The 19,389-nt window shown below is 57.3% G+C and carries 15 protein-coding genes; 10 read left to right on the top strand and 5 right to left on the bottom strand.

The window, feature by feature from the left end; genetic code table 11:
• Positions 1 to 96 precede the first annotated feature (96 nt).
• The 8 genes from A9976_RS31740 (at position 97) to A9976_RS13845 (ending at position 10,511) form a co-directional block, all read left to right on the top strand.
• A complete protein-coding gene (locus A9976_RS31740) occupies positions 97 to 1,368 on the top strand; it encodes an ABC transporter ATP-binding protein (RefSeq protein ID WP_310889394.1) in 1,272 nt (423 codons plus the stop codon).
• Positions 1,352 to 2,278, top strand: coding sequence for a class I SAM-dependent methyltransferase (locus A9976_RS13875; protein ID WP_183019485.1), 927 nt, complete (start codon positions 1,352 to 1,354; stop codon positions 2,276 to 2,278). Before A9976_RS31740 ends, A9976_RS13875 begins: the two co-directional genes overlap by 17 nt.
• Positions 2,199 to 4,934 carry a glycosyltransferase gene (locus A9976_RS13870; protein WP_183019484.1) on the top strand — a complete coding sequence of 912 codons (2,736 nt, stop codon included), beginning with the start codon at positions 2,199 to 2,201 and terminating at the stop codon, positions 4,932 to 4,934. Before A9976_RS13875 ends, A9976_RS13870 begins: the two co-directional genes overlap by 80 nt.
• Positions 4,921 to 6,006 (top strand): hypothetical protein, encoded by a 1,086-nt coding sequence (locus A9976_RS13865; protein WP_183019483.1) that lies wholly within the window; start codon positions 4,921 to 4,923, stop codon positions 6,004 to 6,006. Before A9976_RS13870 ends, A9976_RS13865 begins: the two co-directional genes overlap by 14 nt.
• 38 nt (positions 6,007 to 6,044) lie before the next feature.
• Entirely contained in the window at positions 6,045 to 6,977 is a 933-nt protein-coding gene (locus A9976_RS13860; RefSeq protein WP_183019482.1) for a methyltransferase domain-containing protein, read from the top strand.
• Positions 6,946 to 7,995 carry a non-hydrolyzing UDP-N-acetylglucosamine 2-epimerase gene (gene wecB / locus A9976_RS13855; RefSeq protein WP_310889393.1) on the top strand — a complete coding sequence of 350 codons (1,050 nt, stop codon included), beginning with the start codon at positions 6,946 to 6,948 and terminating at the stop codon, positions 7,993 to 7,995. Before A9976_RS13860 ends, wecB begins: the two co-directional genes overlap by 32 nt.
• Positions 7,992 to 9,248 carry a glycosyltransferase gene (locus A9976_RS13850; protein WP_183019480.1) on the top strand — a complete coding sequence of 419 codons (1,257 nt, stop codon included), beginning with the start codon at positions 7,992 to 7,994 and terminating at the stop codon, positions 9,246 to 9,248. The genes wecB and A9976_RS13850 overlap by 4 nt, the downstream gene beginning before the upstream one ends.
• 87 nt (positions 9,249 to 9,335) lie before the next feature.
• The gene (locus tag A9976_RS13845; protein WP_183019479.1) at positions 9,336 to 10,511 is read left to right on the top strand and encodes a glycosyltransferase family 1 protein; all 1,176 of its coding nucleotides are present in this window, start codon (positions 9,336 to 9,338) and stop codon (positions 10,509 to 10,511) included.
• A gap of 3 nt (positions 10,512 to 10,514) precedes the next feature.
• On the opposite strand, the gene A9976_RS13840 is transcribed toward A9976_RS13845, so the two are convergent.
• The 3 genes from A9976_RS13840 to metK all read right to left on the bottom strand — a co-directional run bounded on the left by A9976_RS13840 (position 10,515) and on the right by metK (position 15,785).
• Entirely contained in the window at positions 10,515 to 12,368 is a 1,854-nt protein-coding gene (locus A9976_RS13840; RefSeq protein WP_183019478.1) for a glycosyltransferase, read from the bottom strand.
• 12 nt (positions 12,369 to 12,380) lie between these two features.
• Positions 12,381 to 14,375, bottom strand: a complete 1,995-nt coding sequence (locus tag A9976_RS13835) for a tetratricopeptide repeat protein (RefSeq protein WP_183019477.1) — start codon at positions 14,373 to 14,375, stop codon at positions 12,381 to 12,383.
• A gap of 228 nt (positions 14,376 to 14,603) precedes the next feature.
• Positions 14,604 to 15,785: a methionine adenosyltransferase gene (gene metK / locus A9976_RS13830; protein WP_183019476.1), complete on the bottom strand. Its 1,182-nt coding sequence runs from the start codon at positions 15,783 to 15,785 to the stop codon at positions 14,604 to 14,606.
• A 136-nt stretch (positions 15,786 to 15,921) separates the two neighbouring features.
• Between metK and A9976_RS13825 the strand changes: the two genes are divergently transcribed.
• Both A9976_RS13825 and A9976_RS13820 read left to right on the top strand, forming a co-directional pair.
• Complete coding sequence (locus A9976_RS13825) at positions 15,922 to 16,773, top strand: lysophospholipid acyltransferase family protein (RefSeq protein WP_183019475.1); 852 nt, start codon at positions 15,922 to 15,924, stop codon at positions 16,771 to 16,773.
• Positions 16,770 to 17,636: a lysophospholipid acyltransferase family protein gene (locus A9976_RS13820; protein ID WP_183019474.1), complete on the top strand. Its 867-nt coding sequence runs from the start codon at positions 16,770 to 16,772 to the stop codon at positions 17,634 to 17,636. Before A9976_RS13825 ends, A9976_RS13820 begins: the two co-directional genes overlap by 4 nt.
• On the opposite strand, the gene A9976_RS13815 is transcribed toward A9976_RS13820, so the two are convergent.
• On the bottom strand, positions 17,630 to 18,541 hold the full coding sequence (locus A9976_RS13815) for an alpha/beta fold hydrolase (protein ID WP_183019473.1): 912 nt from the start codon (positions 18,539 to 18,541) through the stop codon (positions 17,630 to 17,632). The two genes, A9976_RS13820 and A9976_RS13815, sit on opposite strands and share 7 nt — an antisense overlap.
• A 45-nt stretch (positions 18,542 to 18,586) precedes the next feature.
• Positions 18,587 to 19,339 carry a ribosome biogenesis GTP-binding protein YihA/YsxC gene (gene yihA / locus A9976_RS13810; RefSeq protein WP_013800744.1) on the bottom strand — a complete coding sequence of 251 codons (753 nt, stop codon included), beginning with the start codon at positions 19,337 to 19,339 and terminating at the stop codon, positions 18,587 to 18,589.
• Between the last annotated feature and the right edge of the window lie 50 nt (positions 19,340 to 19,389).

Raw genomic sequence — 19,389 nt, 5'->3', positions numbered from 1 at the left:
GCTATCAAATCTATGACCAGCCTCGTGACAGGTTGAAGCAAATAGTCCTCCCCAGGCTGCAGAAAATTGCAGGCATGCCGCAGAGGAATTACTATCGTGAATTCTGGGCTCTCAGGGACATTGATTTTGAAGTCAGGAAGGGCGAGGCGTTCGGTATTGTGGGGCGCAATGGCGGTGGAAAAAAGCACACTGCTTCAAATTATTACAGGAACGCTTGATCCGACGCGGGGAACTGTTGAAACATTCGGGCGGGTTGCGGCACTGCTTGAGCTTGGATCAGGGTTCAACCCGGAGTTCACGGGCCGAGAAAATGTGTATTTGAATGCCCTGATGCTGGGGATGAGCCGCGACGAGGTCAATGCACGGTTCGATAGTATTGCGGCATTTGCGGATATAGGCGGATTTCTGGACCAGCAGGTCAAAACCTACTCCAGCGGGATGCTGGTGCGCCTGGCTTTCGCCGTTCAAGTGCAGCTTGAGCCAGATATTCTGATTGTCGATGAGGCGCTTGCTGTAGGGGACGCACTTTTCCAAAAGCGCTGCTTTCGTCGTATCGAAAAACTGCGCGCAGATGGCGTTACCTTGCTCTTTGTCTCACATGATCAGGAGGCAGTGCGAACGCTGACGGAGCGGGCAATCCTGCTCAAAAGAGGAACATGTGTCTCTTCTGGCGCTTCATCCCAGGTGCTGCTGGATTACAGAAGGCTGATGCATGAGGAAGAGTCTGCCTACTTCATCCAGGCGATGAAAGATATTCAGTTGAAGACTTCCAGGGTGGGGGCGGATTCCATTGATTCATCATCTGGTGCGTTTCTGTCGGGAAATGGAGTCGAGCAGGGGTCCCCGTCTGAGCCAACAGATGATCTGTCGTTTGGAGATGGTGGCGTCGAGATATTGACAACGACGCTGTTTGATAGCGATGGAAATCCGGGGAGCGTGTTCTATCCGGGAGATCTTATTCGTGTTCGAATGGAGTGCCTTTCCAGGATTGAAGTAACGAATCTGAATGTTGCCGTAAGGGTTCGCAATCGTGAGGGGATAAAGATATATTCCTGGGGGACATTGAATCAAGATATGCGAATCATGGCAAGCGGCTCGGATGAGCTGATGTTTTGGAATAGACGATTCAACGCTGATGAAAGGTTTGTCGTATGGCTGGAGTTTGATTGCCGATTAGGGACGAATCTTTATGAAATCCAGGCGGCGATATCTCATGAAGAGAGTCCGGACTATGGGGCGCAGCGGATTCTCCATTGGAAAGACGAGGCTGCTTTCTTCCAGGTGTTGATGCGTAAGAATGAGTATTTCTTTGGTGGACTGACAGATTTGTGCATGACGGCGAGGTGGGATGATGCAGAGCAAGAATGAACTTGACTACAAGACTCTCTATGATGGCTATTGGCAGCGTTCTGATCGAGTCGGCGAGCGCAGCAGTGATCTGAAAAAAACAGCCCGATTGATTGCAGAAACCTGTGGATATGGATCTGCCATTGATATCGGCTGTGGAGAGGGATATCTGATTGAAGAGCTTCTTTCGCTGGATATCGATGCGGTAGGCATGGATATTTCATCTGTCGTGGTGGAGCGTGCAAATGCACGATGGAAGAATCGATTTTTCGAAGGTTCGGTCCTGTCGATTCCATTTCCTGATGAACATTTCAATGCTGTTGTTTCGACAGATTGTCTTGAACACCTGGCTCCGGAAGATGTTCCGGCAGCGCTGCGTGAGATGTATCGTGTTTCTTCGCGTTATGTTTTCCTGCAGATAGCAACCACACCAGACCGTGATGGCCATTGGCATCTGACAATCGAGGGGCGCGCCTGGTGGGAGGATCGGTGTTTCGAGGCTGGGTTCCGGAAGCATCCTCTTTACTATTGCATCAACGATTACGAAGCGCTTAATAAGGATGGGTGGCAGGTATTTGTCACTCTGGAAAAAATACCGGCCAAGGCACTAGTGGAGTTCGATCTCTCCGTGCTTGAAGAAGAAAAAATGCTTCACAATGACATGCTGCGGGTGACTGGAAGAAGGTCCGATGCCCACTGCATTCGCTATTACAAGGCATGCGATTTCATCCGCCCTGGAGACCAGGTCCTTGATGTGGCATGTGGATTGGGTTATGGGAGCCATATTCTCTATAACGTATCCAAAGCCAGATCAGTCATTGGCGTGGACCTCAGTGATTTCGGAATTGCCTATGCGCAAGCCAACTATGGGCAGCTGGGGGGGGGTGGATTTCAGGTGCGGCGATGCCCAGGCGCTGAGCTCCATTCCTGACAATAGCATTGACTTTATTGCTGCTTTCGAGACGATCGAGCATGTTCCAGAACCGATGGCATACCTTCGGGAATTGAAGCGCGTGCTCAAACCTTCAGGAAGGGTCATGGTCTGTGCTCCAAACAACTGGGTTGATGAAACGGGCAAGGACCCCAATCCGCATCATTTTCATGTCTATACCTGGGACCGCCTGGTTGTTGAGGTAGGGCAGTTCTTTCTGCTGGAGCAAGGGTTCCTGCAAACAGCAGGAGGTGCGCTCAAATGTCCAAATGGAAGCCGCAAGTGGGTCAATGTTCCGGCCGATGCAACACCTGAGCAAGAGTCTGAGTGGGTGCTTTTGCTGGGGATGGCTGATCCTCTTGAGGGTAAAGGCATTCCATACGAAGAAACAGCATGGAGATTGCCAGAAGACCCAGGTTTCAATGTGGCAGCCTTTGCGCGTGACTATCAGAATCCCTGGCTGTTGAAGGGGATGGTAACGATCGGCATGCGCATGGGCTCCAAGGAGCGACTTGCAGACATGCAAGAACGTGTCCTGGCCTCTTACGATCCTGAGTCGGTGGATTATGGTGCGGCGCTGTGTGGTCGAATATATTTTCATATCGAGCAGCCAGAGATGCTGGAAACCACGGTCAAGGACCTTGAGGAGGACGTTCGCAGATATGCCTCAATTTCGCTGCCAACGGCCCATCAGATTCGTTGGCAAGTATCTTTGCTGTTCGCCGCAGGGGAGTTGGCCCGAAAGCAGGGTCGAACTGGCGATGCATCTTTCTTTTACTCGGAATGCGCCAAGATAGATGTATTGCTTTACAGCCCGATACTTGGAAACAAGACATTGGATGCATTGTTCTATCTGGCAAGATTTTCTCTCCAAAAACGTGATCTGCCTGCTGCAAAACAGTATCTGTTGCGCTCGATCGACGAGTGCCAGCGCCTCTCGTCCGGATCATGGGTAAACATCACAGGCGAACAGTCGGGGCCTTTGCCATTCGGTCTGGCAGAGATGTCTCAACTTTTTGACAAGGCAGCCCGAGCTGCATATCTCCTGTCTGCGTTGGACAAGGCAGATCTGTCGCCACACTTGCTCTTCAGGGAATCAACTGGTTTTTTTGAGCGACAGATCATTCATTACAAGAATTGGGGTAATGAATACTATGAATATTCAAATCGACTTTTGAATGACCGCAGGAAGTTCGAGGTCGAGAGAATGGCTGGTGTATTCAACCTGCGAACGGCGGAAGGGGGCAAGGAAGGAGGGTTGGAGCGGGTCGTTAAAAATGTACTATGGCGCTATAGCCAGTTTGCTGAAGTCAGGTCTGAGCTGGGCCTGGGAGGGGCCATTCGGCATACATTTGGGTTTTTGCGGGATAAGCTGTCTATTTCCCAGGAAAGTAGGCCCGAGCCACATGTCAAGCCTCCGGAGGGGAAGGCTCCGTCTGAGGCATCGATTGGATTCGTGAATCTTGATTCGGACAAGGCGCGTTCAGCCGGCTCGACGCAGCAGGTGATAATGCTTGTCGATGCATTTCATGATGGTGGTGTCGAGCGAGTCGTGATTGACCTGTGTCTGAATTTTCGTCAAGCCGGAATTCAATGCAAGATTCTGGTGGCAAAGGATGGCGGGCGAAGTGCTGCAGAAGCGAGATCGCACGGCATCGACGTCATGGAACTGCACCAGAACACAGAAGCTCTGAGATCAGCCATAGCCAAGTCCGTCAATACGGTAGCTATTACCCATCATTGCTACTTTTCTCTGGATTCATTCCGGGCAGCTGGCATTCCCGTGCTTGAAGTGATTCACAATGCATATTATTGGCAAAGAGGAAGCAGCGCTATCGCGGATATGCGGAGAAATGATATTGATCATTTCATTGCAGTATCCGGATTTGTTGAAAAATTCTCCACGGAGGAGTTGGGCATCGATGCTGCAAGGGTGTCGCTGATAAACAATGGACTGAATAATCTGGATCTGATTCGGCCTCCTTTGGATTTGCTGCGAAAGAACAGGCTGGAGACAAGAAGTGCTCCTGTGTTGCTGCATATTGCAAATCTTCACCCGCAGAAGAACCATAGGCTGATTGTGAAATCGTTTGCCCGGATAAAGCAAAAATATCCAGATGCACGACTTGTGATGGCGGGATCCATGGATGGTTATCCGGATATTTTTTCAAAATTTAATGAAGACGTCGAACGATTGGGGATCTCCGGGTCTGTCACGCTTGCTGGCGCACTGTCCAGGCGTGACCTGTCCAAGCTGATGGCATCAGCCCATGTTGGCATTCTTCCTTCCGTCTTGGAAGGCTTTAGCATCGCCACGCTTGAATTGTCCTTCTTTGGCCTTCCCGCAATTCTGTCCGCGACAGGTGCCGCGCAGGAGTTGCAGAAGGCTTATGGGCATGTTCATATCGCACAGGGCTGTGCGCTTTCCCAGAAGGAGCTTGATATCAGGAATGTGGACGGATTCCTGACAACGATGCCCGACTCTGTGGTTGATTCGCTTGCTGAAGCCACATTGAAGGTATTGGATGAATACCCTGAGTATCTGGGGAAGGCTCTGAATGCGGCCGAACAATTTTCCGAATACTCGATCGACAGCACGGTTGGGAAGTACATTGGCCTGCTGCAATCGATGAGAAAATCTCGTGAATATGTTTGAAGATATAGAGATCGCAATAGTCGCTCCATTTCCATCGAGAAAGAGGGTGAAAGAGGGCTGGATGAGCCGGATTGGCACTGTGGACGAAATTATCAAGCAGCGTGCACGACTCTATATACATATATCGCAAAACAATTCCCCGGAAGCCAGTTTTTCCAAGGTGGAAGAGAACGCGTGGGAGATCTGCATTTCACCAGGCAGTCCCGACTACAAGGGGGTCTTGGACAGTATTTATGAATCGGTGAATACTGTATATATACATACCATTCACCTTGCCGAGTTCATTGTGCCGTGGTTGGACTCCGGGAAGTGCATTGTTGATTTTCATGGAATCGTTCCGGAAGAGGAGGTGATGCTTGGGCGTCCTGAACTGGTAGGAAAATACGAAGCCATTGAGCAGGAGGTTCTCCGAAAGGCAAAAGCCTGCGTGATGGTGACACGTGCCATGCAAAAGCACTATCGGGAGAAGTATCCGCTGATCAATCCAAAGGTGATTGTCCTGCCGATTGTTGAGGAAATGCATTTTCCAGCCAACGTGGGTGATCCCAAGGGCGAAAGTGAACTCCCCGTCCGGGTCGTATATGCGGGAGGTATACAGGTTTGGCAGAATGTAGACGCCATGCTGGAGCTTGCTGCCGTGGCTCATGGCGTGGCTGATTTTCAATTTCTTTCACAGGATTGGAAGGCAATCGAGAAAGACGCAAAAAAGAAGCCGCTGCCAAGGAAACCGAAATTCAAATTTTGCCCAAAGGAAAATTTGGTTCAGGAGTATATGAATCATGACTTTGGCCTGGTGCTTCGTGATGACTCCGCTGTGAATAGGGTGGCCTGCCCAACCAAACTCTACGAGTATATGGAGATTGGCTTGATCCCCATCGTTCGCTCTCCTATGCTGGGGGATTTTCTCGAATTGGGGTATGCGTATGTGACAGAGAATGAGTTCGAGGCGGGATTTTTTCCCGATAGAGTCTCCCGGGGAATGATGCAAAAAAAGAACAAACAAGTGGTGCGGGCAATGAGGGAGATGTTCCTGGCCGGTGCATCCGATCTTCGCTCCCGATTGGATGCCTAGGTCAGGCTGAATACTTTTATCTGGCAGGAGTAAATGGAATGCACATGCAAGGCACCGGAAGGATGGATGGGGGGTATGGGAGCCTTGAGGAGTTCAGGCGAGAGGTTATTCTCCCTTATCTGAATCATCCCATCTCCGCTCTGGAAATAGGACCATTTATCAGGCCAACGCTCGGAAAAGCAGAGGCTGATTTGAAAACACTTGATTGCTACGATACCGACGAGCTGAGACAGCATGCAATCCGCATTGGGGAAAATCCGGATTCAGTGATCCATGTGGACTATGTCTGCAAGGATGAGAATTATTGCAATGTGGTCACTGACGAGTTCGACATGATCATCGCAGCCCATGTGGCTGAACATGTAGTCGGTTTTGTCGGTTATTTTCAGACATTGCGAAAACTCCTAAAGCATGGTGGTCACTGCATGATTGTCCTGCCGGACAAGCGCTATAGTTTCGACAAATTCCGTAGTGACACAAGTCTGGCTTATCTGATATTTCAGCACTTGCAGCCGGAATTTCCTGCGAAGGCATTTCATGCCTTGGAATCGGCGATGTTGTACGACAAGGGTTATATCAATGCGGAGAATGTTGCTGAAGAGAGATTGAGTATTGATTCTTTGAGGAAAGCACTTGATGGATGGCATCCAGGTGTTCATTCCCATGTTTTCCAGTTCGAAGATGTGATAACCAAGGTGTTTGCCCCGCTGTGCGCGATGGGATTGATTGATTTCGATGTTCTGGAGGCCAGGATGAGCCACCAGTTTGGTGAGTTCGTTGTCGTTCTTCGCGCGGGTCGAGAGTGCACCAGTTGGGAGTCCGTCAAGGATTTTTATTCATTGTCGCGAGACACTATTACTCCCAAAAGGGGATTGCTGCATGCGCTCGAGTCGAAAAAAAATATGCTGCGTCGTTGGTACTCGTCCAGAGGCAATCAAGATGGCGCCGGTGATCCGCGCACTAAGAAATGAGCCTTGGGTCGAGGTGCGAGTGCTAGCCACCGCCCAGCATCGCCAGATGCTGGATCAGGTTCTTGATTTTTTCGATATCAAGCCAGATATCGATATGAATATCATGAGACCGAATCAGACATTGGCGGAATTGACAGGGCGTCTGCTCCTTCAGATGGATGAGGTGCTGGAGTCTGAAGATCCTGATGCCGTACTGGTGCAAGGAGATACTACGACTGTGATGGCAGTTTCCCTTGCCTGTTTCTATCGCAGAATACCAATAGGCCACGTCGAGGCAGGGCTGCGGACATGGGATGTACAGAATCCATTTCCGGAAGAGGCAAATCGTGTGATTGCGGGAAAGCTTGCGCGCTGGCATTTTGCGCCTACGCAAGGTTCACGCCAGAATCTCCTCAGGGATGGAATGGCAGACAGCAGTATCACTGTGACAGGCAACACCGTCATCGATGCTTTGCTGATGGCCGCTGCAAAGGATCTGGAAATTGGCGTGCCCATGGATCCGGAAAAGCGCCTGGTCCTGGTTACCTCGCATCGCAGGGAGAATTTTGGGGAGCCATTGCGTCGCATCTGCCAGGCATTGAAAACCCTTGCACGCCAGAATCCAGATGTTCAGTTTCTTTACCCGGTGCATCCAAACCCCAATGTCAAGGGTGTAGCCCATGAGTTCCTGAAGGATGAGTCAAATTTCATGCTTTGTGAGCCATTGGATTATGCGCCTTTTGTCGCGGCAATGAAGAGATCCTATCTGATTCTGACCGATTCAGGAGGCGTCCAGGAAGAAGCGCCTGCATTGGGAAAGCCGGTGCTCGTGCTGCGTGAGGAAACAGAGCGTCCTGAGGCAATTTCTGAAGGTGTCGTGAAGTTGGTGGGGGCAGATACTGAATTCATCGTGCAACAGACGCAACGACTGCTGCAGGATGGAATGGCATATAAGGAGATGGCGAGAGGTGTTTCTCCGTATGGTGATGGGAAGGCCGCTGCAAGAATAGTTTCCGTTTTAAGAGAGCAGATTCTGTGAAGATTCTGCTTGTTGCATATGAATTTCCGCCAATATTGGCTGCCCAGGCTCTGAGATGGTTTTATCTATCCAATGAGCTGGCCAAGTTGGGGCTGAATGTTCATGTCATATGCCCGGACATATCTGCTGAGCATGCATTTCCAATGGATCTTGATGGGCGGATAACCATTCATCGCGTTTGGCCTGGGCCATTCATTGGGTTGAGTCAAAGGCTTGCGAGGAAAAAGCCTGGAAGGCCTGAAGATGTCACTGGGATAAAATCATCTCATACTTCATGGGCTTTTCGTGCCTATCGGTTGGTGCGATCGGTTCTGGATGCCGTCCTGTACCCTGATGTCAGATCTGAGTGGTATCCGTTCGCCCTTCGAAAAATGAGGAATTTGCTAAGGACGGAAAATTTTGATGTGGTGATAAGCTCCCATGAACCGGCAGTTGATATATTTGTCGGATCTCATGCTCGTCGCTTCAATATTCCTTGGGTCGTGGACTTGGGTGATCCCCTGCTGACTCCCTATTCGCCGCGCTGGAGGCGTGCAGTGGACTCGATGGCCGAGAGAAAAGTGGTCTCTTGCGCCACTTCCATTTGGGTAACAGCCGACAGCGTTTCGAATCTGCTGAAGCAGAGACATGGTGAGGGCATTGGGGAAAAAATATCCGTGCTACCGCAGGGTTTTCCATCCGGGCAGACGGATGTCATTGAGCGTCCAGGTGGTCGCCGGTTCCTTCTTGTGTTCACGGGTAATTTTTACAGAGATTTCAGAAACCCGGTCGAGCTGGCAAAGGCGCTTTCACTGATGAAGGATCTGGATATATCTTTTATTGTTGCTGGCAATAATTCTGCATTTGAAGACCTGTTTCATGGTGTGGACGGTGTGAAATTCCTGGGCCAAAGAAGTCATTTTGAATGCCTTGAATTGCAGCGACAGGCAGATGTGCTTGTGAATATTGGTAATGTGCAGAGTTATCAGATCCCAGGGAAGGTCTATGAGTATCTTGGTTCAAAAAGACCAATACTGCATATCCAGACTGGAGAAGGTTCCGATCCCGGTGCGGAATTGATCGAGAGCACGGGTGCGGGGATTGTTGTGAAGAACAGCCATCAGGAAATAGAAAGGGTGCTGCGCCATATGTGCCTGCAATGGATGAATGACCCGGGAAAGCTGATGGAGTGTAGAAAGGAGTCTCTCATTAAGGACCATTCCTGGAGTCATCGGGCTGTTGAATGCAAAAGACTGTTGCAGAAAATTTTGTAGAAAGATGCTGGATGCCATGGAAATGGGGCCCGATGATGCCGCTGTTTATCTCCCAGGAGCAGCGGCTTTGCTCAATGGGATATGTGCATGAAGCTCGACGTTATATTTGCGGCTGATGCCCTCCGCCCTCCGTTGACTGGTATCGGTCGGTATACCTACGAGCTGGCAAGGCGGGTGAGATGCCATGAGGATATCGAGAGGTTGCGCTATTTTTCCTCTGGGCGTTGGGTCAGTGACCCCTTGGGAGCGATGGAGACATCGGACCATGTGTCCATCTCTCTCAACAGGAAGAAGGCGGCTTTGCGCGACAGGCTTGCAGGAAGCCGGATAGCCGTGCGTGTCTATGAGAGATTGGCACCTGCGGTTTTTGAATGGCGACTGCGTGGTAACGAAAAATCTGTTTATCATTCTCCCAACTATATCGTTCCTCCCTTCAAGGGAAGGACGGTGAGTACCGTTCATGATCTTTCTCACATCATATGCCCACAGTTCCATCCACGGGCTCGGGTGGAATATATGAATATGGCCCTGGGCGACAGTCTGGCACGGACCAACCATGTCATCACCGTATCCGAAACAGTCCGGCAGGAAGTCCTGGCACACGGTTTGATGCCGCCGGAGCAAGTCACTGCCATTCATTTGGCCGCAGGGAGTGATTTTTTTCCTCACTCCTCAAAAATGCTGGAGCCTGCCATGACGGCCTTGGGCCTGAGGGCCGGGGAATATAGCCTTTTTGTGGGGACCGTGGAGCCTAGAAAAAATGTGGAGCGCCTCGTTCAGGCCTATGGAATGCTGCCGGAGAGAATGAGAAGCGATTGGCCATTGGTGATTGCCGGGGCCAGAGGATGGAATTCAGATTCCATTCATGCATGCATTGAGAAGGCGCAGGCGCAAGGGTGGGCACGCTATATTTCCTACGTTGACCAATCCTGGCTCCCTGCCTTGTATGCGGGTGCACGATTGATGGCCTATCCATCGCTCTATGAGGGCTTTGGCCTGCCCATTGTCGAAGCCTTGGCCAGTGGTACGCCGGTGCTGACATCCAGGGTGTCCTGCATGCCGGAAGTCGCGGGTGGCGCGGCTTGGTTGGTGGATCCTCTCGATCTGGAGGAGATCTCGCATGGCCTGGAGGTCTGTCTTGCTGATGAAAGATGGCAAGAGCAGGCCAGGGCGCTGGGGCTGGCGCGATCCGCGCAGTTTTCCTGGGAGAAGTGCGCAGAGCGTACGGTAGGCATCTACGCCCGGGTCGCGCAACTGGTGTGACGGCTAGCGTGGCGGGCGAAGCGGTCTTTGCCTGGCTCTGCCATGGGCAATGCTCAACAGGGAAGAGACTGCGGCATAGCGGACGGCATTGCCCCATGATCTGAAGATCTTGGAACGATTCACTCTTGCCGTATGCAATGGCAGGGCCACTTCTGCTATCCGCAGGCCTTGCCGGCGCATGAGCAGCAAGGTTCCTATGTCCTGGTAGTCCAGCATCGTGGCTTGCGTGGAGGTTGCCGTCTCCAGGGCCTGTCGGTTGTATAGGCGGAAGCCGGAAACGAAGTCCCGCAGGCCAAAGCCGGTCAGCCATCGAAACCACTGCCACGCGATGCGTCGTACCAGGCTGTTGCGCTCGGAAAAATAGGCAACGACCATGTCTGCCTGTTCACGCTGCGCCAGCAGGGCGGGCAGCTCCTCGACTTCATATAGGCCTTCGGCGTCGATGGTGACGACGGTCTGGAAGCCGTGGGTCTGCGCATAGCGCAGTCCGGTCTGCAAACTGCCCCAATTGGTCATGGCCAGCAATGGGCGCAGCACCCGGGCCCCGCATTCTTCTGCTTCATGGCAGGTCGCATCGGTGCTGCGGTTGTCCACGACCAGAACCGAGGCCTTCACCAGCGCATGTACACGGCGTATCAGATGCCCGATCTCGGTTTCATTGTTGCGTGTGGAGATGACGACCAGCAGATCCTGGCGTGGCTTGGCAGGGCGGGTATCCGGTGCCAGGCTGCGATAGTGGCGTGCCACGCTTTGCTCGCAGGGGCCGATGCTGAAGAAACGGTGCAAGGCCTTGTTCCCCGACTGGCCCAGCCGCTGTCGCAGGGCGGTATTGTGCTGAAGGCGCGCGATGCTGCTGCGCCACGCATCCTGGTCCTCGAAGGGAACATGCAGGCCGGCGTGAGCATGCGCAACCACCCAGGGCATGCCCGAGCCTGGGAGGTCGGTGACAAGACAGGGCTTGCCATGCAGCATGGCCTCCAGTAAGACGATGCCGAAAGCTTCCGTGCGTTCGCGTGAAGCAAGGCAAAAGATATCGCAGCTGGCGAACAGCGCATGTTTTTCCCCGTCGGAGACGGCACCCGTCAGTCGCACGGGTGTGGGTCTGCCTTCGGGGGTGCATTGGCGGATCAGTGCCTCCAGCGATGTGCGCAGCTCGCCTTCGCCCGCGATCAGCAACTCCACGCCAGGCATGGTCGACACGGCACGGATCAGTGTTTCAAAACCCTTGTAGTAAGTGAGCCGGCCTATGGAGAGCAGGCGCAGTCTCGTTTCTGAGCGCCAGCCCTGGCCGGGTGACAGCGCCACAGGAGGAGGAATATTTCGAAGGTCCAGGCCCAGCGGGACGATCTCACATTTGCCGCGCCAGGCGCGCAGGGCGTTGCTGGCCTCGAGATAGGGCGGCGAAGTGGCGAATACCTGTTGGGCCCGCTCCAGCAGGGCCTGTTCGAAAGGGCGGTACAGCATGTAGGCCAGGGCCACCGACCATTTGATGTTGGACACCACCACATCCGAGTGCCAGTGGATCACCCAGGGCACACGCCTGGCTATCGGCAGCGTGAGCGCCCACAACGCTGAATTGTTGGGCAGGTGCAGGTGCAGCACGTCGGGTTGGACGCGTTCGATGGCGCGGCCCAGCGCGCGCCGAAAGCCGATGGCCATCGGCGCATAGACCAGGTTGAACTGGACGGGGACACGTTCCAGCCAGGAGGGATCATCCGGCAGTGGATCGCCATGGACCAGGGCATGGGCATCTATGCCCTGTCGCCGCTGCTCATGGACCAGGTCGGCGAGAAAGACTTCCATTCCGCCCCGGTAGGGAGGAAAGAATTTGCCGACGTGGAGGATGCGTAGCGCCATCGTGCGGGCTGCCTACTTCGCTGCGGGCGCCGGGCTCAGTTGATTGCGGATCTGTCGATACTGCGGATTCTGTGGCTCCAGGCGAATGGCCTGATCCAGATCCTTGAGCGCCTCGGGCAGATGGCCCAGACCGCGGTGGGCCATGGCCCGGCCATAGTAGGCCGGCGCGCTGGGGCTGCGGGAGATCAGGGCGTCCAGCAACTGTTTGGCCTGCGCGCTGTCGCCCTGGCCCACAAGGGCCAGCCCCAGTCCCACGGTCGGGCGGGGAGCGTTCGGCGATGCCTGCAGCAGACGGCGGAAGTCATCGGCGGCGATGGCGTATTGCTGAAGGCCTATGGCGACCTCCGCGCGCTTGAGGCGCGTGGCCTGCTCCATCTGCCTGGCGTTGTCGCTGTCCTCGGAAGGCTCATTCAGCGCGAGCGAGTAGGCTTCGAATGCGGGACGCAACTGGCCCATGGCCATCATGGCCTCGGCCTTCTGATAGTGCAAAGCCTGTCCCTTGAAGCCCTTGGACTGCGCTGCATCAAAGGCATTCAAGGCTTCGGTGAACTTCCTTTGCTGGGAAAGAATGGCCCCCATGTTGAACAGTGCATTGCCGCCCAGGTCCCCCAGGGCATTGGCTGTGGCGAAATCCTGTACGGCCTGGTCCAGCATGCCTTTGTCTGCGTGCGCGGTACCCAGGTTGAGAAAGGCGCGGCCACGGCCCACGGCATTGGCCGGGGCTTTCTTGTCGATCTTTTCGGCGGCATCCGCCCAGGAAGTGCCGGCGTCCTGCAGGGACAGCACCCGCTCAAAAGACAGGGCCCCAAACACAATGCCGATGAAGATGCCTGCGATATAGATGGTGCGAGGCTTGACCCCCGTCAGTGCAATGGCCACCAATCCCGGGATGGCGATGGCCCACAGGTAGCTGCGATAGAGCACGAAGGGATCCTGCAGCCAGACCGTCGCGAATTCAGTGGCATACCAGAGCAGCGGAAACAGAAGACAGAGGGCCACCAGGCCCATGACGCCCGGGCGTTTGAGCAAGGCCCAGACTGAGCAGGCCAGCAAAGCCAGATAGCCCAATGCGCCTGCAAGATGCCAGGCAGAGCCCAGGCCCAGGGGAAATGCCGGTCGCAGATCGACGGACATCCAGCCCACATAGGGAACGGCCCACAGAAAGCCATAGGCAAAGAACAGGGCTGCCTCGTTCAAAATGCTCAGTGGGTAGATCCTGGAGGTGATGCCGGGGTGCAGTGCTTCCAGCTGCCGCGCATAGCCCAGGGATTGCTCGTCAAAGATCTGGCCTACCAGTTGGCCGAAGAAATGGAAGACCGCTGCCGAGGCAATGGCCAGCAGCAGCAAGGTTGCACCGATGATGGCCAGGGCGGGTTTCAGGCCTGGGCGGCGGATGAAGAGGTAGAGCGGGACGACCATCGCGACGGTCAGGAAGGCATGCTCCTTGGAAAGCACGGCGAGCAGATAGCACACCAGGGCCGCCGCATGCCATGCGACCCGTCCGCTCTGAAGGCCTCGTACGAAGGACCAGCACGCCAGCACGGCAAACAGCGTCGCCATGACGATGGAGCGCTGGATGAGATAGGCGACGGCATAGACGGCAACGGGGTTGAGGGCGAAAAGTACCAGTCCCAGATGCAAGGCCGCATCGCGGGATGCCGGGAAATGGGGCTGCTCCTCCATGTCTTGGGGAAAGCGCGTATGTGCGATCAAGGCCTTGAACAGTGCATACAGGGCCGCCACCGTGGCCAGATGCAGGGCGACATTGAAGGCACGCTGCTTCCACCAGCCGGCTCCAAAGACCTGCTCGATCCAGACAAAGCTGCCATATGACAAGGTTCGCTGCTTGAATTGCAGCAGGCTGCCATAGCTTCCGAAAATGGTGCCATCCGTCAGGCGCATATCGTCGAACAGCAGGCCATTGCTCAGGCCTGGAAGATAGACGGCCAGTACCGAGATCAACAAAAGAGTGCTGAACCAGTAGATGGCTTTGGAGGAGGCTGCCATTGCTTCTTGTCTTCTCTCGGACGTGGCGAACTTCGAATGGATCGGCCACGGAGATGGCCTCGCTCTGGGAAAAGCGCTGGCAGTTTAACAGCCGAGAGTTGGTGGCATGCCCTCGTGAGCCGGGAGCATTGTGAGAAGGCGCGCAATGGAAAAGACCCCATGCCGCGATTCGCGCGGCATGGGGTCTTGTGTGCCTGATGCGGGGGCGTGAAGCCCCCTGCGGCTGGCTTACAGGCCGGCCGCGGCGCGCAGCACGGCTGCCTTGTCGGTGCGCTCCCAGGTGAACTCGGGTTCTTCACGGCCGAAGTGGCCGTAGGCGGCGGTCTTGCTGTAGATGGGGCGCAGCAGGTCCAGCATCTGGATGATGCCCTTGGGGCGCAGGTCGAAGTGGGCGGCCACCAGCTTGGCGATCTCGGCGTCGGGGATGACGCCCGTGCCTTCGGTGTAGACCGTGATGTTCATCGGGCGTGCCACGCCGATGGCGTAGGCCACCTGGATCTGGCACTGGCGCGCCAGGCCGGCGGCCACGATGTTCTTGGCCACATAGCGCGCGGCGTAGGCGGCGCTGCGGTCCACCTTGGTCGGGTCCTTGCCGCTGAAGGCGCCGCCGCCATGGGGGCAGGCACCGCCGTAGGTGTCAACGATGATCTTGCGGCCGGTCAGGCCGCAATCACCCTGGGGACCGCCGACAACGAAGCGGCCCGTGGGGTTGATCAGGTACTTGGTGTCCTGCAGCCACTCGGAGGGCAGCACGGGCTTGATGATTTCCTCGATGATGGCTTCGGTGAAGCTGGCCTTCATCTTCGTGGCGGTTTCCGACTGGTCGGGGCTGTGCTGGGTGGACAGCACCACGGTGTCGATGCTGTGGGGCTTGCCGTCCAAGTAGCGCATGGTCACCTGGCTCTTGGCATCGGGGCGCAGGAAGGGCAGGCGGCCGTCCTTGCGCAGCTGGGCCTGGCGCTCGACGAGGCGGTGCGCGTAGTAGATCGGCGCGGGCATCAGCTCGGGCGTCTCGTCGCAGGCGTAGCCGAACATCAGGCCCTGGTCGCCGGCGCCGGTGTTGAGCTCGTCATCGCTGGCCTTGTCCACGCCCTGGGCGATGTCCTGGCTTTGCTTGTCGTAGGCCACGAGCACGGCGCAGCCCTTGTAGTCGATGCCGTAGTCGGTGTTGTCGTAGCCGATGCGCTTGATGGTGTCGCGTGCGACCTGGATGTAGTCGACGTTTGCGCCGGTGGTGATCTCACCTGCCAAAACCACCAGGCCCGTGTTGGTCAGCGTCTCGGCCGCCACGCGGCTGTACGGGTCTTGGGCGAAAATGGCGTCCAGGATCGCGTCAGAGATCTGGTCAGCCACCTTGTCCGGATGGCCTTCAGAGACGGATTCCGAGGTGAAAAGAAAGTCGTTCGCCATATGAATAAACTCCTTGGTTGCAGCTTTTTTGCTGGGCGCTGCCCAAGCTGCAGGAGCTCTGGCGAACGCTTTAGCAGAAATTGTTTAACGTCGCTCTGCAAGTTGCTCAGTTAACTCAGCGACACCCATCATTTTAATGCCATCCCTGTTCCGACTGTTTGCTGCACTGCCTTTGTGGCTATTGCACCCCCTTGGCGCGCTCATGGGCTGGGTGGCGTTCGCTGCTTCCACCACGTACCGGCGCCGCTTTCTGGCCAACGCCCGGCAGGCCGGCTACGGTCTCGGCGCCGTGGCGCCGGCCGTGGGACACGCGGGGCGCATGGTGGCGGAGCTGCCGCGCATGTGGATGGGCAGGCAGCCGAGCTGCGAGATGCACAACGAGGAATGCGTGCGCCGGGCCTACGCGGCCGGGCGCGGCATCATCTTTCTGACGCCGCACCTGGGCTGCTTCGAGCTGTCTGTGCAGCAGGCGGCGCGGCAATGGTCGGCCGAGCATGGCGAGATCACCATTCTCTACCGCCCCGCGCGCCAGCCCTGGCTGGCCCGCGTCATGGAGACGGCGCGCAACCGCCCCGGCGTGCAGGCCGTGCCGACCACGCTGGCCGGCGTGCGGCAGATGATCAAGGCGCTGCGCAAGGGCACGGCCGTGGGGCTGCTGCCCGACCAGGTCCCGCCCGAGGGGCAGGGCGTCTGGTCGCCGTTCTTCGGCCGCGATGCCTATACGATGACGCTGGCGGCGCGCCTGGCGTTGCAGACGGGGGCCGCGGTGATCGTGGCCCGTTGTGAGCGCTTGTCCTGGGGGCGGGGCTATGCGCTGTATCTTGAGGAGTTGCCCGTGCCCTTGTCCGAGAATCTGGAAGCTGCGGTGCAGCAGATCAACGAGGCGATGGAACACACCATCCGCCAATGTCCGCAGCAGTACCTGTGGGGCTATGCGCGCTACAAGCAGCCGCGCCGTGAAGCAGCTGCCGGCGAGGTGGGTGCATGAGCGGGCGCATCGGCGTGTGGCTGATGCGGTCGCTGGCCTGGATGCCGCTGCCGTGGCTGCGGGGTCTGGGTGCGTTTCTGGGGCGTGTGCTGTTCGTGCTGGCGGCGCCGCGCCGCAAGGTGGCGCTGCGCAATCTTGCGCTGTGCTTTCCCGAGCTGACCGAGGCGCAGCGCGTGGAGCTGGCGCGCAGCAACTTCATCGTCTTTTGCCAGACCTGGCTGGACCGCAGCTGGCTGTGGGCCGCGCCGCGCGAGGTGGTGGCTGAGCGCGTGAAGCTGCAGGGCGCCGTGCATGAGCTCGATGGCGATACGCCCACCATCCTGTTCGCGCCGCATTTCTACAGCATGGACGCGGGTGGCCTGGCGCTGCCGCTGCACACCACGCGGCCCTTCACCTCGATCTTTTCCACCCACCCGGACCCTGCGGTCGATGAGTGGTTCATGTCGGGGCGCCAGCGCTTTGGCGACGTGCGCATGCTCAACCGCGCCGACGGGGTCAAGCCCATCATCTCCAGCCTGCGCAAGGGCGGGCTGCTGTACCTTTTGCCCGACATGGACTTCGGCCGCAACGACTCGGTCTTCGTGCCCTTCTTCGGCGTGAACGCGGCCACCATCCCCTCGCTGTCGCGCTTTGCACGCCTGGGCCGGGCCAAGGTGCTGGGCATGTACACGCGCATGACGCCCACGGGCTACGTGGCCGAGATCACGCCGGCGTGGACGGACTTTCCTACCGACGATGCCGAGGCCGATACGGCCCGCATGAACCGCGAGCTGGAAGCGGCGATTCGCACCATGCCAGACCAGTACTACTGGGTGCACAGGCGCTTCAAGACCCGGCCCGAGGGCGAGCCCTCGATCTACTGAACGGGGCGGGACAGGAACTGCTCCAGCGCTTGCCGCACCGCATCGGGCTGCTCGTGCACGACCCAGTGCGAAGTGCCTGCCAGGTGCTGCACCGTCAGGCGCGGCACCCACGGCTCCAGACCTTCGACCAAGGCAGGCTGCAGTGCCGGGTCGCTGTCGCCCCAGAGCACATGCGTGGGCACGCCGATGTCCAGCATCTCGGGCGGCAGCCTCAGGTTGCGCAGTGCGTCGGCTGAGGCCGGATCTTCGGGCCGGGGCGGCACCAGGGGACTGGCGCCGTAGTAGTGGCAGGAGCCTTGCACGCCCAGGTCCCAGTGCTCGCGGTAGCGCTGCTGCAACTGCGGCGTGAGCCATCCGGGCAACTCGCCCTGCGGTGTGCGGAAAAATCCCAGCATGCGCTGCCAGCCGTTGTCGGCCAGCAGGGCGGGTGCGTCGGGGCGGCGCAGGAAATGCATGTACTGGCTTGCAGCCTGCTGCACGGGGTTGTCCAGCAACTCGCGCAGAAAGGCGCCTGGATGCGGGGCGTTGAGGATCATCAGCCGCTGCATCAACCCGGGATGGCGATTGGCCAGACCCCAGGCCAGGGCACCGCCCCAGTCGTGGGCGATCACGCAGGCTGCGGGTGCGCCAGGGCTTTCGATGGCGATCAGCGCCGCCAGATCCTGCAGCAGGTGCTTGGCCTTGTACTGCTCCACGCCGGCCGGCTGGCTGGAACGGCCAAAGCCCCGCAGATCGGGGGCGACGCAACGCCATTGCGTGCCGAACTGCTCCAGCATGCCTTCCCAGATGAAGCTGCCCTCGGGAAAGCCGTGCAGGAACAGCAGCAGCGGCCGGCCGGGTTCGCCGCTGACGCGACAGTGCAGATGGATGCCGTGAGGCAGCTCGCGAATGCAGGTGTTCACCATGTTGCGCTCCTTGCGGGGCGCTGGCTACACGAGCGCCTCCGGGCGCTAATCTTGGGGGCTGTCGCTCTCGCCGGGCGTCGCGGCTGCGACGTCCGCCTGCGGTGCAGCCGCTGCCGGCTGGGCCAGTCCTTCGGGATGGCTCCAGTGCCACAGCAGCTGGGCCACCTCGTCCACGCCCTGCTTCTTGAGCGCGGAGAACATGCGCACCTCGCCACCGCCGGCATTGAGCCGCGTGATGGACAGCACCTTGGCCTGCTCGGCGCGCGTGAGCTTGTCGGCCTTGGTCAGCAGCACGAGGAACTTCAGGCCCTCCTGCACGCGCGGGCGCAGGGCATCGAGCAAGGCTTCGTCGAGTTCGGTCAGGCCCAGTCGCGGATCGCACAGCAGCACGATGCCCGTCAGGCTCTCGCGGCTGACCAGATAGTTCAGCATCACGCGCTGCCAGCGCTGCTTGTCCGTGCGCGACACGGCGGCGTAGCCGTAGCCGGGCAGATCGGCCAGCACGGCATCGGTCACGCCCTGCTTGCCCAGGGAGAACAGGTTGATGTGCTGCGTGCGGCCGGGCTTCTTCGAGGCGAAGGCCAGCTGCTTTTGCTGCGTCAGCGTGTTGATGCAGGTGGACTTGCCGGCATTGGAGCGGCCCACGAACGCGATCTCGGGCACATCGACCTTGGGAAGATGGTGCAGTTGCGCAGCCGTCGTCAAAAAGCGTGTCGTGTGCATCCATCCCATGGCGAGCTTGGGATCGATCAGGGAGGAGGTGGGGGCGGCATCGGCAGCCGGCGCAGCAGGATTCATGGTGTGGTCAGTCTCTCGGGGCCTCATTGTAGGTTCCCCCATGATTCAGC

It is taken from the genome of Delftia sp. UME58 (assembly GCF_014170385.1).
Lineage (GTDB): Bacteria > Pseudomonadota > Gammaproteobacteria > Burkholderiales > Burkholderiaceae_C > Comamonas > Comamonas acidovorans.
The sequence above is the reverse complement of the archived record's forward strand: the minus strand, read 5'-3'. Positions and strand labels throughout refer to the sequence as shown.

Coding starts and splice junctions, on each gene's coding strand:
- A9976_RS13840 (WP_183019478.1), bottom strand. CDS start 12,368: ATGGCGCTACGCATCCTCCACGTCGGCAAATTCTTTCCTCCCTACCGG.
- A9976_RS13845 (WP_183019479.1), top strand. CDS start 9,336: ATGAAGCTCGACGTTATATTTGCGGCTGATGCCCTCCGCCCTCCGTTG.
- A9976_RS13835 (WP_183019477.1), bottom strand. CDS start 14,375: ATGGCAGCCTCCTCCAAAGCCATCTACTGGTTCAGCACTCTTTTGTTG.
- A9976_RS13875 (WP_183019485.1), top strand. CDS start 1,352: ATGCAGAGCAAGAATGAACTTGACTACAAGACTCTCTATGATGGCTAT.
- metK (WP_183019476.1), bottom strand. CDS start 15,785: ATGGCGAACGACTTTCTTTTCACCTCGGAATCCGTCTCTGAAGGCCAT.
- A9976_RS13860 (WP_183019482.1), top strand. CDS start 6,045: ATGCACATGCAAGGCACCGGAAGGATGGATGGGGGGTATGGGAGCCTT.
- wecB (WP_310889393.1), top strand. CDS start 6,946: ATGGCGCCGGTGATCCGCGCACTAAGAAATGAGCCTTGGGTCGAGGTG.
- A9976_RS13825 (WP_183019475.1), top strand. CDS start 15,922: ATGCCATCCCTGTTCCGACTGTTTGCTGCACTGCCTTTGTGGCTATTG.
- yihA (WP_013800744.1), bottom strand. CDS start 19,339: ATGAATCCTGCTGCGCCGGCTGCCGATGCCGCCCCCACCTCCTCCCTG.
- A9976_RS13870 (WP_183019484.1), top strand. CDS start 2,199: ATGCGCAAGCCAACTATGGGCAGCTGGGGGGGGGTGGATTTCAGGTGC.
- A9976_RS13820 (WP_183019474.1), top strand. CDS start 16,770: ATGAGCGGGCGCATCGGCGTGTGGCTGATGCGGTCGCTGGCCTGGATG.
- A9976_RS13815 (WP_183019473.1), bottom strand. CDS start 18,541: ATGGTGAACACCTGCATTCGCGAGCTGCCTCACGGCATCCATCTGCAC.